This is a genomic window from Rhizobium sp. BK602, assembly GCF_014195095.1.
In the GTDB taxonomy this organism is placed as follows: Bacteria; Pseudomonadota; Alphaproteobacteria; order Rhizobiales; family Rhizobiaceae; genus Rhizobium.
On the sequence record NZ_JACIBC010000009.1, the window covers coordinates 248,740 to 262,360 of the forward strand.

The 13,621-nt window shown below is 63.8% G+C and carries 13 protein-coding genes; 10 read left to right on the forward strand and 3 right to left on the reverse strand.

Annotated elements, in window-relative coordinates; all coding sequences use genetic code 11:
• Positions 1-2 precede the first annotated feature (2 nt).
• Genes FHX11_RS26060 through FHX11_RS26070 form a run of 3 tightly spaced genes read left to right on the forward strand, consistent with a single transcriptional unit; the run spans position 3 to position 2,847 of the window.
• Positions 3-1,046, forward strand: a complete 1,044-nt coding sequence (locus FHX11_RS26060; protein WP_184363095.1) for an ABC transporter ATP-binding protein — start codon at positions 3-5, stop codon at positions 1,044-1,046.
• A 4-nt stretch (positions 1,047-1,050) separates the two neighbouring features.
• Complete coding sequence (locus FHX11_RS26065) at positions 1,051-1,980, forward strand: ABC transporter permease (protein WP_184363036.1); 930 nt, start codon at positions 1,051-1,053, stop codon at positions 1,978-1,980.
• Positions 1,981-1,983: 3 nt separating this feature from the next.
• The gene (locus FHX11_RS26070; RefSeq protein ID WP_184363039.1) at positions 1,984-2,847 is read left to right on the forward strand and encodes an ABC transporter permease; all 864 of its coding nucleotides are present in this window, start codon (positions 1,984-1,986) and stop codon (positions 2,845-2,847) included.
• A gap of 6 nt (positions 2,848-2,853) precedes the next feature.
• On the opposite strand, the gene FHX11_RS26075 is transcribed toward FHX11_RS26070, so the two are convergent.
• The 3 genes from FHX11_RS26075 to FHX11_RS26085 are packed head-to-tail and all read right to left on the reverse strand — an operon-like array spanning position 2,854 to position 5,658.
• On the reverse strand, positions 2,854-3,603 hold the full coding sequence (locus FHX11_RS26075) for a hypothetical protein (RefSeq protein ID WP_246781146.1): 750 nt from the start codon (positions 3,601-3,603) through the stop codon (positions 2,854-2,856).
• Between the two features lie 55 nt (positions 3,604-3,658).
• Positions 3,659-5,212 carry an MDR family MFS transporter gene (locus FHX11_RS26080; protein ID WP_210292589.1) on the reverse strand — a complete coding sequence of 518 codons (1,554 nt, stop codon included), beginning with the start codon at positions 5,210-5,212 and terminating at the stop codon, positions 3,659-3,661.
• Positions 5,209-5,658 carry a MarR family transcriptional regulator gene (locus FHX11_RS26085; RefSeq protein WP_184363041.1) on the reverse strand — a complete coding sequence of 150 codons (450 nt, stop codon included), beginning with the start codon at positions 5,656-5,658 and terminating at the stop codon, positions 5,209-5,211. Before FHX11_RS26085 ends, FHX11_RS26080 begins: the two co-directional genes overlap by 4 nt.
• A 143-nt stretch (positions 5,659-5,801) precedes the next feature.
• Between FHX11_RS26085 and FHX11_RS26090 the strand changes: the two genes are divergently transcribed.
• The 7 genes from FHX11_RS26090 (at position 5,802) to FHX11_RS26120 (ending at position 13,499) form a co-directional block, all read left to right on the forward strand.
• A complete protein-coding gene (locus FHX11_RS26090; RefSeq protein WP_184363044.1) occupies positions 5,802-6,266 on the forward strand; it encodes a BA14K family protein in 465 nt (154 codons plus the stop codon).
• Positions 6,267-6,621: 355 nt separating this feature from the next.
• Positions 6,622-7,311: a methyltransferase domain-containing protein gene (locus FHX11_RS26095; protein WP_184363047.1), complete on the forward strand. Its 690-nt coding sequence runs from the start codon at positions 6,622-6,624 to the stop codon at positions 7,309-7,311.
• Positions 7,312-7,322: 11 nt separating this feature from the next.
• Positions 7,323-7,976 (forward strand): TetR family transcriptional regulator, encoded by a 654-nt coding sequence (locus tag FHX11_RS26100; protein ID WP_184363050.1) that lies wholly within the window; start codon positions 7,323-7,325, stop codon positions 7,974-7,976.
• A 215-nt stretch (positions 7,977-8,191) separates the two neighbouring features.
• Positions 8,192-9,073, forward strand: coding sequence for an aldo/keto reductase (locus FHX11_RS26105; RefSeq protein WP_184363053.1), 882 nt, complete (start codon positions 8,192-8,194; stop codon positions 9,071-9,073).
• 586 nt (positions 9,074-9,659) lie between these two features.
• Positions 9,660-10,964 (forward strand): alpha/beta hydrolase, encoded by a 1,305-nt coding sequence (locus FHX11_RS26110; RefSeq protein ID WP_246781148.1) that lies wholly within the window; start codon positions 9,660-9,662, stop codon positions 10,962-10,964.
• A 166-nt stretch (positions 10,965-11,130) separates the two neighbouring features.
• The gene (locus tag FHX11_RS26115; protein ID WP_184363058.1) at positions 11,131-12,378 is read left to right on the forward strand and encodes an FAD-dependent oxidoreductase; all 1,248 of its coding nucleotides are present in this window, start codon (positions 11,131-11,133) and stop codon (positions 12,376-12,378) included.
• A gap of 83 nt (positions 12,379-12,461) precedes the next feature.
• A complete protein-coding gene (locus FHX11_RS26120; protein ID WP_184363060.1) occupies positions 12,462-13,499 on the forward strand; it encodes a 4-hydroxyproline epimerase in 1,038 nt (345 codons plus the stop codon).
• Positions 13,500-13,621: the final 122 nt, after the last annotated feature.

The window sequence follows — 13,621 nt, forward strand, 5'->3', positions numbered from 1 at the left end:
GCATGACGCCGATGATCGAGGCAAGCGACCTCAGCAAGACCTATTTCTCCCGCCATGGCCTGCTGGGCCGGCAGACTGCCGTGCATGCGGTCGATGGCGTTTCGCTGGCGGTGGCGCCGGGGACGACGCTTGGCATCGTCGGCGAATCCGGTTCCGGCAAATCCACCACCGGCCGGTTGCTGCTCGGTCTGGAGCCGCCGTCGGCCGGTCAGGTCCGTTTTGATGGCGCGCCCATGCCCGCCTTGGAGACGACCGAATGGCGGAAGTACCGGGCACGCATGCAGCTCGTCTTCCAGGACCCGCTTGCCGCCCTCGACCGGCGCCTGACCATCGGTGCGCAGATCGGCGAGCCGCTGGCGATCCACGCTATCGGTTCGGAAGCCGAGCGCCGCGAGCGCGTGGCGACGCTGCTGCAGGCCGTCGGCCTGCGCCGCGACCAGGCGGCGAGCTATCCGCATGAATTGTCCGGCGGCCAGCGTCAGCGCGTCGTCATTGCCCGCGCCATTGCCAGCGATCCGCAATTGCTGGTCTGCGACGAACCGGTCTCGGCCCTCGATGTCTCGATCCAGGCGCAGGTCGTCAATCTGCTGCGCGATCTGCAGGAGACGCGCGGCATCACCATGGTCTTCATCAGCCATGACCTGAAAGTGGTGCGCAACATGTCCGATCGTGTTGCCGTGATGTATCTCGGGCGGATCGTCGAGGAAGCCTCCTCGGACGAGATTTTCCGCGCCCCGCAGCACCCCTACACAAGGGCGCTGGTGTCGAGCGTGCCCGTGCCGGGAACGGCGCTCAAGGATCGCATCGTGCTGCAGGGCGAGCCGCCGAACCCGGCCGCGCGCCCCGCCGGTTGCGCCTTCCATCCTCGCTGCGCCGTCGCCGTCGCCCGTTGCCGCGAGGAGACCCCGACCCTGCAAGTCGTCGCATCCGGGCATGAGGCCGCCTGCCATCTCGTCAGCGGCGATCCGCTCGCCGGCATCGCCAACCTCGGGTCTGCCGCAGCCCCCGTTGGCGCCGCCTTCACCCAGACCTCAGCGAGCCCGTGATCCGATGTTCCGTTTTCTGCTTTTCAAGACCTTCCGGGCGTTGATCACCATCGTTTTGGTGGTGACCTTCGCCTTCATCGTGTTGCGCATGTCCGGCGATCCGGCGGTCATCATTCTGGGGCCGGACGCGCCGCCGCAGGCCATCGAGGCGTTTCGCCGCGCCTGGGGTCTCGATCAGCCGCTCTGGGATCAGTATCTGCGCTATTTCGGCGCCATTGCGCGTGGCGATCTCGGCGTATCCATGCGCGACGGCCAGTCGGCCATCGCGCTGGTCTTGGAGCGCATTCCGGCGACGCTGGAGCTGACCGTGCCGGCGCTGATCCTGAAGCTCGCCCTCGGCATTTCGCTCGGCGTCTATGCGGCGCTGCATCGCGAGAGCCTGCTCGACCGGCTGGTCATGGCCGGCGCCGTCATCGGCTTCACCATGCCGAGCTTCGTTCTCGGCCTCATCCTCGTGCTGATCTTTGCCGTGACGCTCGACTGGCTTCCGTCCGGCGGCCAGGACACATGGATGCATGCCATTTTGCCGATCGTCACCATGAGCGTCGGCGGTATCGGCATACTCGCCCGTTTCTCGCGCAGCGCCATGATCGAGATCCTGGGCCAGCCCTATATCCGCACGGCAAGCGCCAAGGGCATGCCGTGGCGCAAGGTGGTCTGGCAGCATGCCTTGCCGAATGCGGCAATTCCGATCGTCACCATCGCCGGCTTCATGGTCGGTTCGCTGATCGCCGGCGCCGTCGTGGTGGAATCGCTGTTTTCCTGGCCGGGCGTCGGGCGCTTGCTGGTGGTTTCCGTCGCCAACCGCGATCTGGCGGTCGTCCAATGCATCCTTCTGATGGTGGCGGCCTGCATGGTGCTGTCCAATTTCACCGTCGACATTCTCTATGGCTATCTCGATCCGCGCCTGCGGACCACGACCGCGAAAGGCTGAGCGATGGCGAATATCTCCCTGTCCGGCATTGTTGCCGGCGAACGCAGGAAGCGGAAGAAGGGCCTGCCCATCCTCGTCGCCATCGGCCTCGTCTGGATCGCGGCCATGATCGTCGTCGCGGTATCGGCGGATTGGATCAGGCCCTTCAACATCACCGCCTTCGATCTCAAGAACCGCCTGGCACTGCCGGGCAATCCCAAGCATGTCCTGGGAACCGACGAACTCGGCCGTGACGTGCTCTCACGGCTGATCGACAGTATCCGCATCTCGCTTTTGATCGCCTTCGGCGCCACGCTGATCTCGGCTTTCGTCGGCACGCTGCTCGGTTTCCTCGCCGCCTATTTCCGGGGGGTCGTCGAACACGTCGTCCTGATGCTGGCCGATTTCCAGGCGGCCATGCCCTTCCTCATCATGTCGCTCGCCGTGCTTGCCTTTTTCGGTAGTTCGCTGCCGCTGTTGATCTGCCTGATGGGCTTCTACGGCTGGGAGCGCTACACCCGCATCGCCCGTGGTCTTGCGATCTCGGCCAGCAAGCAGGGGTATGCATCGGCGGTGACGCAGCTCGGCGCCGGCCCGGCGCGCGTCTATCTCAAGCATATCCTGCCGAACATAGCCTCGACGCTGATCGTCTCGATGACGCTGACCTTTCCGGAAATCATTCTGATGGAAAGCAGCCTTTCGTTCCTCGGCCTCGGCGTGCAGCCGCCGATGACCAGCCTCGGCAATATGGTCGGCTATGGGCGCGAATATATCACCCGCGCGCCCTGGATCATGCTGGCGCCGTCGGCGGTCATCATGCTGACCACGCTATCGATCAGCATCGTCGGCGACTGGCTGCGCGACAAGCTGGACCCGACCCTGTCGTAAGAGGGCTCAGGCGCTGGTCTCGTCGGACGCCGCCACATCCGAGGTCGTTGCGTTCGCGGCGGAAGCGGCCGATGGCCAGGTGATATAGTAGTACTGCGATCCGACCTGGCCGAAATAGGCCTCGTCGCCGGTGGTCTTGTCGATGAAGCTGCCGTCGGAGTTCTTGACGAAGGTTGCATCGGCACCGCGTTCGAGATGGGCCTTCAGGAAGTCGTTCCAGTCCGCGGTCGGGATGGTGTCGGCGGTGGTACCGGTCGTGCCCTGCGCGCTGTCGGCATCGGTATCCCATGCCTTGATCGAAATGCCTTTGGTCGGATCGGAAACCGTCAGCGTGCCATTGTCGAGAGCATCGAGCATGGCCTGAGCTTGGCCGCTCTTGCCCTCGCTCTTGGCCGCGTCCTGCAGGTTCTGCTTCAGCAGATCCATGAACGAGCTGCTGGTCATGTCCGGATCGGATTGCGATGTGGCGGAACTGTCGGTTTGATTTGCCGACAGGCCGTTCAGCATGTTCGTGAGCGATGCTTGCGATTGCGACGGCAGGGTGGAAAGGTCGCTGCTATCGTCATCCAACAGGGGATCGCTGCTCGAATCCTGCGAGGAATCAGGTGTCTGCAGCAATTGCAGCGCCATTTGCGATGCGAGCAATCGGGTCGTGGTCAATGCGGAGACCATGGGTCGGTCCTTCCCAATATGGCAGGTGCCGGCGGCCATCGCGCCGGAACGACGGTTGGCGACGCCCGCCCGATAGCGGCGCATCGGATATGACACCGACTGTAGGGAAAGGGACTTGCTCGGGGCTTGCGAGGCTGTCTTAGCGCATTGTCGGGCCTTCGCCGTGATGCGTCTTCAGCGGAATTTCCGGCAGGAACAGCAGCGCGATCAGCGCCAGGGCCACGATGACGGTTCCAGTGGCGAAAGTCATGGCGATGGCGTGTCGATAAAGCGCGATTGCCGCTGCGTGGGCTTCCGGCGAGGCGGTGGCGAGCTGCTTCAAGCCGCCTTCGGTCAGCGAGGACATGTCGAGCCCGCCGGACGAGCCGGTTGCCTTTTGCACGCGATAGGCCAGGATGGCGCCCGAGCCGGTGACGCCGATCAGGCCGCCGAGCGAACGGAAGAAGGCGAGCGTCGCCGTGCCGACGCCGCGATGGGCAAAGGGGAGGGCATTCTGCACCGCGACCGTCATGGTCGGCATCACCAGCCCGAGCCCCAGGCCGAGCGCGAAGATCGGCGGCTCGATGATGGCGAAGCCCTGGCTGGTCGCAATCGCCCAGGCAAGCACGGCAAAGGCTGCCGTCGCAAGGCCGAGGCCGAAAAGCTGGGCTGGCTTGTAGCGGCCGGAACGCTGCAGCAGCACGCGGCCGTTGAGCATGGAGGAGACGACGAATCCGATCATCAGCGGCCCGGTCAGGAAGCCGGAATGCGAGGGTGTGACGCCCATCACCATCTGGAAGAACAACGGGAAGAACAGGGTCGCTCCGAGCATGCCCATGAAGGTCAGGGCCAGCACGAGGCAGGCGATGACGAACAGGCGGCTCCGGAAGAGCGCGGGCGGCAGCACCGGCTCCGGCTCATGCCTGATGTGGAAGACGAAGACGATGCCGAGGACGAGGGCTGTAGCGCAAAGGCCGAGGCTCTGTGGCGAACCCCAGGCCCATTCGTTGCCGCCGAGTGCAAGCGCCAGCAGGAAGCTGGTGGTGCATCCGGTCAGCAGCACGGCGCCGAGATAATCGATGCGACGGCTGCGCGCCTGATGCGGCCGCTTCAGCGCGCGGCCGATCATGACGAGGGCGACCGCGCCGACCGGCAGGTTGACGTAGAAGATCCAGTGCCACGAAAGCAGGTCGGTGATGACGCCGCCGGCAATCGGACCGATGACGCTGCAGACGGCGAAGACGGCGGCGATCGAGCCTTGATTGCGGCCGCGCCTGGCCGGCGGCACCAGATCGCCGATGATGATCTGCGCCAGCGGCAAAAGCCCGCCGGCGCCGATGCCCTGAATGGCGCGGAAGATGATGAGTTGCAGCAGCGTCTGCGCCATGCCGCTCAGGATCGAGCCGAGCAGGAAGATCAGGATCGCGGCGTAGATCATCGGCTTGCGGCCATATTGGTCGCTGAGCTTGCCGTAGAGCGGCATGGTGCTGGTCGAGGCCAGCACATAGGCGCTGACCACCCAGGACAGGTGCGTGACGCCGCCGAGATCGCTGACGATGCGCGGCAGGGCGGTGGCGACGATGCTCTGGTCGAGGGCCGCGAGTCCGAGGACGATCATCAGGCCGAGAATGACGGCGCGGATCTCACGGCGATCCGGCGCTTCGCTTTCGCTCGGCATCGTCTGGGGGAGGGTTTGCTGTGCCTCTGCGGTCATTGTCCGAGCTCTCCAAGCGGGCCGATGGCGGCGCGGATGGCGGCGCGCGCCTCGGGCGACAGTTTCGAAAGCTCGGCAGCGAGCCAGTCCGTTCGCTTCCGCTTTATGCCTTGAATCAGGGCCTGTCCCTTGTCGGTGGCGATCAGGCCGCTGCGGCGTCGGTCTTCCGGGTCGGGAGCGGAGCGGGCGACGAGGCCTTCGCGCTCCATCGCCTTGATGTGCCCCGATATCGTCGGGCCGCGCAGGTTCTCCAGCCGGGCCAGCTCCGCAACCCCGATGCCCGGCTGCTGGAGGATGGCGACGAGAAGAAGCGCCTGCAGCGGCGAGATGCCGGGCTCATCGTTTTCGCGCCGCAATTGCCGATAGAGACGGTGCAGGGCGGGACGCAAGGCTTCGGCAAGCGCCACGGCCTCTTCAAGTTCCTGAAGATCTCTGCTGTCGTGCATGGCAATCCATCAGTCCATATAGATAGGTAGGCTTCCTATCTATATGGATATAGTATCGCCCGAGCCTGCGCAAGCGGTCGAGTGACGCGGAACCTTTTTCAATCATGACGCGTTTTCTCCGGTCATTGGGAGTTGAGAGGAGAATGACCGTGAAGCGACTTCTGACAGCGGTGACTGCCACCGCCTTGAGTGCCCTGTTGGCAGTGTCGTCCATCGATCCGGCTGCCGCCGGCCCGATCCAGCCGATGCCGCAGCCATTGGCGTTGCAAACAACCAGCCAGGCTAATGGCGTGACCGAGGTGCAGTATCGCCATGACTGGCGACACTATCGTCCCCGTCCGCACTACCGGCCCCATCATCGCCCCGGCTATTGGCACGGCCATCGCGGCTATCGGTATGCGCGTCCAGGTTATCGCCGCTATCATGATGGCTGGTGGTATCCGCTGGCGGCCTTCACGGCGGGTGCGATCATCGGAGGTGCGGCTGCCCGTCCCGCCCATGGCAGCGGGCATGTGCGCTGGTGTGCCAACCGCTATCGTTCGTATCGCGTATCCGACAACACCTACCAGCCGACCAGCGGCCCGCGCCGGCAATGCGTCAGCCCGTAATATCGGCATGAGAAACCCCTCCTCGCGGTCACGGGGAGGGGGTATTCCCGTGATGCGACCGATACGGCATTTTCGGTCCTATCAATTGCTCTCTGTCCGCCGTCGGTATCGTTCGGTTTTCGCGGGTGATGCCGCCGGAGCCTGGGTAGCTTGATTGTGCCGGAAAAATACTTGCATTAAATGCAAAAATGCAATAATTAAAAATATGCATTGATTATGATGTTTGATTATGGTTGCGATAGCGACGATATCGGCGGCGCGACGGGGCGTGCCTTCGAATTGCCATGCTGTTCATGCCCTGATCGCGCCACATTCGATATTTCCCGATATTTCCGACGACAGATGGAACCCCGGAATGACGACAAAGACGACATGCTCCGACTTCGTTCAGTTCTTCCGCTCCTGGGTGAGCGATCCCATGCGCGTCGCCGCGATCGCGCCATCCGGTGAGCGCTTGGCCAGGCTAATGACGCAGGAGATCGAGCCTGTCGGCGGTCCGGTTCTGGAACTTGGTCCGGGCACCGGCGTTTTCACGCGCGCTCTTTTGGCGCGCGGCATTGCCGAAAGCGACCTGACGCTGATCGAGTTTGGCGAGGAATTCGCGGTCCAGCTGCGTGGCCGCTTTCCCGAGGCGCGGGTGGTGCGGATGGATGCGGCCGAGCTCGGCGAATACGGCCTGTTTGCCGAGGCGCCTTTCGGGGCGGTGGTCAGCGGTCTGCCGCTGCTTTCCATGCCGCCCGAGAAGGTTGCCGCCATCGTCGGCGGTGCCTTTGCGACATTGCGGCCGGATGGCGCTTTCTATCAGTTCACCTATGGTCCGCGCTGTCCCGTACCGCGGTCGATCCTCAACCGTCTCGGCCTGAAGGCGACGCGCATCGGTGGTACCGTGCGCAACATTCCGCCGGCCGGCGTCTATCGGATCTCGCGTGGAAAACCGTTGGAAGTCTCCGTCGACGGTTCCGATTTTCGCAGCGCGAAAGAGGATGCCGCAATCGCCGCCTATGCGGGCGAGGCCGATGCGAGGCGGCCGGAAGCGGGTGCATAACGGGGGCATGCATGGCGGATGAGACGGAGAGCGACGGCCACGTGAAGGAAGGTCGGCGTGAACGCAAGCGTCGGCAGACGCGCGAACGCATCGAGGCGGCGGCGCTGAGCTTGTTTCTCGCGCGCGGCTTCGACGGCACGACGATCGAGGACATCACCGAGGCCGCCGATGTCTCCAAGCGCAGCTTTTTCGACTATTTTCCCAGCAAGGAAGAGGTCGTCTTCGCCTGGCAGGACAGCTTTGCCGACGAATTGACCGACGCCGTCGCGGCCCAGCCCGAAGAGGCATCGACCGTCGAGGTCATCGAAGCCGCCGTCAATGCGGCGCTGAATGCCGCCATCTCGGACCCGAAACACCTCGCCATCGCCGCCTTGATCCACGACACGCCCGTGCTGCGCGCCCGCGATCAGCTCAAATATGCCAAGCTTCAGGAGAAGCTGGCACATGCGCTATATGCCCGTAGCCGGGGCGGTGACGCTGAGCGGTTCCGCCTTGGCCTGCTATCGGCGGCTGTCGTCGGCATGTTGCGCATGGGCGGCGAGCGCTGGAGCGAGATGCGGCAGGACATATCGCTGCGGGAATTCGCTGGCCGCATGTTCGACGAGTTATGGACGGCGCTTGCCGATCTCGGCGAGCTGGTGCGTCCGCGTGGCGGCGTTCGCTGACCGAGAGCAGGTCAGGCGCAAATCCGAAGAAAACGCAGCAGACGCGCTGCCGCTTATTGCATCCTCGAACCCTCCGACCCATCTCTGTTGGGCCGAGGTGCGATCACCCCGTTCGCGGTCAACTCGGCCCCGCAAAAGACCGGCTTTGCGCGCGCAGGTGCGCCCCGGCTTCATCGTTTTCGAACAATGCCAACGATATTATAGGGATGACAGTCATGACAGATTTAAACGCGGCCAAATCCGGCCAGTTCAAGATCGGCGGCGATCTCAGCGTCAACCGGCTCGGCTTCGGCGCCATGCGCGTCACCGGCGCCGGCATCTGGGGCGAGCCGGAAGATCACGACGAATCCATTCGCACCCTCAAGCGCCTGCCGGAACTCGGAATCGATTTCATCGACACGGCCGATTCCTATGGCCCCGATATCTCCGAGCGCCTGATCAAGGAAGCGCTCTACCCCTATCGCAGCCGCGTCGTCATTGCCACCAAGGGCGGTCTGACCCGTACCGGCCCCAATGTCTGGATTCCGGTCGGGCGCCCCGAATATCTGATCCAGCAGGCGCATAAGAGCCTGCGCAATCTCGGCGTCGAGCAGATCGATCTCTGGCAGCTTCACCGTATCGACCCCAAGGTGCCGGCGGCCGAGCAGTTCGATGCCATCAAGTCGCTGATCGACGACAAGATCATCCGTCACGCCGGCCTGAGCGAAGTGTCGGTCGCCGATATCGAGGCGGCGTCGAAGCATTTCAAGGTGGCGACGGTGCAGAACCGTTACAATCTGGTCGACCGCACCAGCGAGGACGTGCTCGATTACTCCGCAAAGCACGGCATCGGCTTCATTCCCTGGTATCCGCTCGCCGCCGGCGATCTGGCCAAGGAAGGCTCGCTTCTCGACATCATCGCCAGGAAGCACGGCGCGGCCCCAAGCCAGATCGCGCTTGCATGGGTGCTGAAGCGCAGCCCCGTGATGCTGCCGATTCCCGGCACGTCGAAGGTCAAGCACCTCGAGGAAAACACGGCGGCCGTGAATATCACGCTGTCGGATGAAGAGTTCTCGGCGCTCGATGCCGAGGGCAAGCGGGTCTTCGCCGCCGCCTAGGCGAGTGTGGCTTCGTTCCCCAGCGAATCGATCTTTGACGGCGCCGACTCGGTGCCGTCATGATGCGCTGCAGCGGATAAGTGTCGATTTCGGGCTGCAATAATGGTAGTTCACGATCATGTGAAGCATGCGATTTTGCTTCTTATGGCGGCAAATTACCCAAGCAAGATCCGAAATCACGAGTGATTTGCGGCTTTTTCAGCGGATGCTGCCGGAAGATATGCGGATGCTGCATTGCTGCATTGCGGAAGATGGCCTGTTCAGGCCGGACCAGCGATTATATCTAATCCCTTGAAGGCAGCGCATCTCCTCCTCCCAGCGCTCCTTCATTGATTGGCAACGCTCCTCCTCCTCCCTGTTGCCAATCCGGATCAAGAGCCCGATGCACCCTCCTCCCGCATCGGGCTCTTTCTATTTTTGCCTTTTCCCCAACAGCTTCCGCCACCGGTCATCCCACCGTTGCCTCTTTGCCTCGCCTCCATGATTTAGCGCCGTGTCACATGCCGAAGAAGGGCAGGCGCGGCTTGCGCCATGGTCTTCGATGCTTAGAGTGGCGGCAACGTTGGAACCGAAGAGGGGTGGCATGATGCTGCGCATGGACGATACAGGCCGATACGGAAAGGCGTTTTCCCGTGCTGTCGTCCTGGTAACCGTGCTTTCCCTGACCGCTTGCGGCGGCCGTCCGATCGGCGTCATGCAGCCAGTCGCCAAGACGGCTCCCGGAACCTCCAAGGTCGATCTGCTGGTCGCAACCACCCGCCTGCCGGATCAGGACCCGGCGATCCTGTTTTCCGGCGAACGCGGCAAAGGGCTGAAGGTGGATGCCGTCGCCATCTCGATCCCGCCGGAGGCCAATCGCAAGGTCGGGCAGGTGCAATGGCCGAGCCGGCTGCCCGGCGATCCCCTGAAGAATTTCGTCACGACCTCCGTCCAGACCCTGCCGACGGAGACGGACGGGCGCGCCTGGCTGCGGTCGCATCTGCCTGGGAACAAGCGCGTGCTGATCTTTGTGCACGGCTTCAACAATCGCTATGAGGAGTCGGTCTACCGCTTCGCCCAGATCGTCCATGATTCCCATGCCGATGTCGCGCCGATCGTCTTCACCTGGCCGTCGCGCGCCAGTATCTTCGATTATGCCTACGACAAGGAAAGCGCCAACTATTCCCGCGATGCGCTGGAGGAGCTGCTGCGCCGTGTCGCCGCCGATCCCTCCGTCGGCGACGTGACGCTGATGGCGCATTCCATGGGCACATGGCTTGCGGTCGAGGCCCTCCGGCAGATGGCGATCCGCAATGGTCGCGTCGCCCCGAAGATCAGGAACGTCATCCTGGCTTCGCCCGATCTCGACGTCGATGTCTTCGGTCAGCAATTCTCGGCGCTCGGCAAGGACAAGCCGCACTTTACCCTGTTCGTCTCGCGTGACGACCGGGCCCTGTCGCTGTCGCGCCGCATCTCCGGCAATGTCGACCGCCTTGGCCAGATCGACCCGACCGCCGAGCCTTATCGCAGCGAGCTGGAAAAGCAGGGCATCACCGTCCTCGACCTCACCCAGCTCAAGACCGGCGATTCCCTGAACCACGGCAAGTTCGCCGAGAGCCCGGAAGTGGTCAGGCTGATCGGCGGGCGGCTCATCGAGGGCCAGACGATCACCGATTCCGATGTCGGCATCGGCGATGCGGTCGGGGCCGTCGCCATCGGTGCGGCGCAAACGGTCGGTAGTGCCGCCAGCGCCGCCGTCAGTGCGCCGATCGCCATCTTCGATCCGCGCACGCGCCGCAATTACGGCGAGCAGTTGCGCCGCCTCGGCGCGTCGGCGGGCAACACCGTCGGCTCGGTCGGCGATAGCGTGCAGACCACCGGCAGCAATGTCGGCGCGGCGATCGGCCAATAAAGCAATTCCAGGAAAACTGCGCAGCGGTTTTCCGTCCGGGATGCGTAAAGATCTAGGTCAAACCGGACCCTGCAAAAAAACCTCATAGCCAGAATTATCGATCTGATATATCAGAGAAGCGTGCCCTGACGAGATGTCCGGGCGCTGCTGCGGATGGACTTGAGGAATGGACGGAAACAAGCGCACGGTCATCGTCGTTGGCGCCGGCATCATCGGTGCGGCGATCGCCCTGGAATTGCAGCGGCGCGGCCGGCAGGTGACGCTGATCGACAGGAACCCGCCGGGCGAAGGTGCCTCCTTCGGCAATATGGCGAGCATCGCGCTCGATTTCGCGGCCGGTTCCGGTCCGTCCACTTGGGCGAAGATCCCCGGCTGGCTGCTCGACCCGGAAGGCCCGGTCTGGCTCCGGCCATCCTATGCGCCGAAAATGCTGCCCTGGTTCCTGCGTTTCATCGCCGCCGGCCGGCCGTCGCGGCTCAGGGAAATCGAAGATGCCGGCATGAGCCTTTCCCGCCATGCGCTATCCGATTTCCGGGCGATGCTCGATGTTGCCGGCGTGCCTGAGCTGATGACGGAGGAGGGGTGTCTCGCCATCTACGAGACCGAAGCCGAATTCGCCGGCGACCGTGCTCATATCGAGTTCATGCGGCGCTATGGCTTCGAGCACAGGGTTCTCTCCGGTGCCGAGATTCGCGACTATGAGCCGGCTTTGTCGCCGTCCATCGCCAAGGCCGTGCTGCTGCCGGACAACAAATCGATCCGCAATCCCCATCAGCTCGTTCTCAAACTGGTCGAGGCGGCAAGGGCTCAAGGTGCAATCTTCACGCCGGGTGCCGCCCGGTCCGTCGAGCGCCGGGCGAATGGCGACATTACCGTGCTGCTGGAGGACGGGAGACGGCTGGAAGCCGACGATGTGGTTCTTGCCGCCGGCGTGCGCACGCGGTTCCTCGCCTCGGCTCTCGGCGAGCCGATCCCGCTTGAGACCGAGCGCGGCTATCACACGCAGATCATGAAGCCCGGCATCGCCATGCGCTATTCGGTCATCTGGCCGCGCCGCGCCTTCATGGTGACGCCGACGGCTGGCGGCATCCGCGTCGGCGGCAATGTCGAACTGGCCGGCCTCGACGCGCCGCCGGATTTCCGCCGTCCCCGCGTCCTGGTGCGCCATGCCCAGCGGGCGCTGCCCGGATTGCAGGTGGAGGACGCCAGGGACTGGATGGGACATCGCCCGGCGCTGCCGGACACGATCCCGATCATCTCGCCGTCGTCGCGCATTCCCGGTGTCTGGTACGCCACCGGCCACGGCCATCTTGGCCTGACCTTTTCGGCGACGACAGCGCGGTTGATGGCCGATATGATGACCGGTGCGACGCCCGCGGTCGACATGACCCCGCTCCGCATCAATCGCTATTAGGAAATACCCATGCCCGGTATGGAAAAGCCTGTTGTGCTGATCGCCGGTTGTGTCGCCCGTCATGACGGATTGGAGGTATCGATATGAGATGGAAGCGTACGATCCAGTTGCTGGATGTTCATTGCGAAGGCGAGATCGGCAAGGTCGCCATCGGCGGTGTGCCGAAGATCCCCGGCAACAGCATTGCCGAGCAGCTCCATTGGCTGAACACCGATCCGAAGGGACAGGAGCTGCGTCGCTTCCTCGTGCTGGAGCCGCGCGGGGCGCCGATCGGCTCCGTTAACCTGCTGCTGCCGGCCAAGCATCCGGAAGCCGATGCCGCCTTTATCATCCTGCAACCGGATCAGGCGCATGCGAGTTCCGGTTCCAACTCCATCTGCGTGACGACGGCACTGCTCGAAGCCGGCATCGTCGAGATGAAGGAGCCGGAAACGGTGGTGACGCTCGAAACCGCCGCCGGACTGGTGCGCGCGACCGCCACCTGCCGCGACGGCCGCTGCGAGAAGGTGCGGCTGACCATGGTCCCGTCCTTCGTGCATGAGCTGGATGTGGCGATCGACACGCCGCATTGGGGGCGCATCACGCTCGACCTCTGCTATGGCGGCATCTTCTACGCGCTGGTCGATGTCGGCCAGATCGGCCTGACGATCGAGAAGGCGAATGCCGCCGCACTCGTGCAGGCCGGCATGGTGCTGAAGGAGCTGATCAACCGCGCGATCCCGGTCGTTCATCCGGAGATACCCGCCATCTCCGGCGTCGCCTATGTGATGTTCCGGGATATTGACCCCGATGGCGCCATCCGCACCTGCACGACCATGTGGCCGGGCCGGGCCGACCGCTCGCCCTGCGGCACCGGCAATTCCGCCAATCTGGCGACGCTGCATGCGCGCGGCAAGGCCAAGGTCGGCGACGTCTTCAAGTCCCGCTCGATCATCGGTTCGGAATTCGAAGTGGGCCTGCAGGCGGAGACCGAAGTCGCCGGCAAGCCCGCCATCATCCCCACCATCACCGGCCGCGGCTTCACCTTCGGCCTGAGCCAGGTGGCGCTCGACCCCTTCGACCCGATGGCGGAAGGTTTTGCCATGACCGATGTCTGGGGGCCTTCGGCGGGGGAGATTTGAAGCGCAATTGAGGTCGCGGACCCGGTTCTAGGCTGTGGTGACGAATTAACTATCTGAGCCAGATTGTTATGGCAGCGATGATGACGAATCCTCTGAAGTTAACGAGGAGTTTGTCGTATCGG

What these genes read in the sequence shown, in the direction of transcription:
- FHX11_RS26060 (WP_184363095.1), top strand. Translation starts at nt 3, where the DNA reads ATGACGCCGATGATCGAGGCAAGCGACCTCAGCAAGACCTATTTCTCC.
- FHX11_RS26065 (WP_184363036.1), top strand. Translation starts at nt 1,051, where the DNA reads ATGTTCCGTTTTCTGCTTTTCAAGACCTTCCGGGCGTTGATCACCATC.
- FHX11_RS26070 (WP_184363039.1), top strand. Translation starts at nt 1,984, where the DNA reads ATGGCGAATATCTCCCTGTCCGGCATTGTTGCCGGCGAACGCAGGAAG.
- FHX11_RS26075 (WP_246781146.1), bottom strand. Translation starts at nt 3,603, where the DNA reads ATGCGCCGCTATCGGGCGGGCGTCGCCAACCGTCGTTCCGGCGCGATG.
- FHX11_RS26080 (WP_210292589.1), bottom strand. Translation starts at nt 5,212, where the DNA reads ATGACCGCAGAGGCACAGCAAACCCTCCCCCAGACGATGCCGAGCGAA.
- FHX11_RS26085 (WP_184363041.1), bottom strand. Translation starts at nt 5,658, where the DNA reads ATGCACGACAGCAGAGATCTTCAGGAACTTGAAGAGGCCGTGGCGCTT.
- FHX11_RS26090 (WP_184363044.1), top strand. Translation starts at nt 5,802, where the DNA reads ATGACCGTGAAGCGACTTCTGACAGCGGTGACTGCCACCGCCTTGAGT.
- FHX11_RS26095 (WP_184363047.1), top strand. Translation starts at nt 6,622, where the DNA reads ATGACGACAAAGACGACATGCTCCGACTTCGTTCAGTTCTTCCGCTCC.
- FHX11_RS26100 (WP_184363050.1), top strand. Translation starts at nt 7,323, where the DNA reads ATGGCGGATGAGACGGAGAGCGACGGCCACGTGAAGGAAGGTCGGCGT.
- FHX11_RS26105 (WP_184363053.1), top strand. Translation starts at nt 8,192, where the DNA reads ATGACAGATTTAAACGCGGCCAAATCCGGCCAGTTCAAGATCGGCGGC.
- FHX11_RS26110 (WP_246781148.1), top strand. Translation starts at nt 9,660, where the DNA reads ATGCTGCGCATGGACGATACAGGCCGATACGGAAAGGCGTTTTCCCGT.
- FHX11_RS26115 (WP_184363058.1), top strand. Translation starts at nt 11,131, where the DNA reads ATGGACGGAAACAAGCGCACGGTCATCGTCGTTGGCGCCGGCATCATC.
- FHX11_RS26120 (WP_184363060.1), top strand. Translation starts at nt 12,462, where the DNA reads ATGAGATGGAAGCGTACGATCCAGTTGCTGGATGTTCATTGCGAAGGC.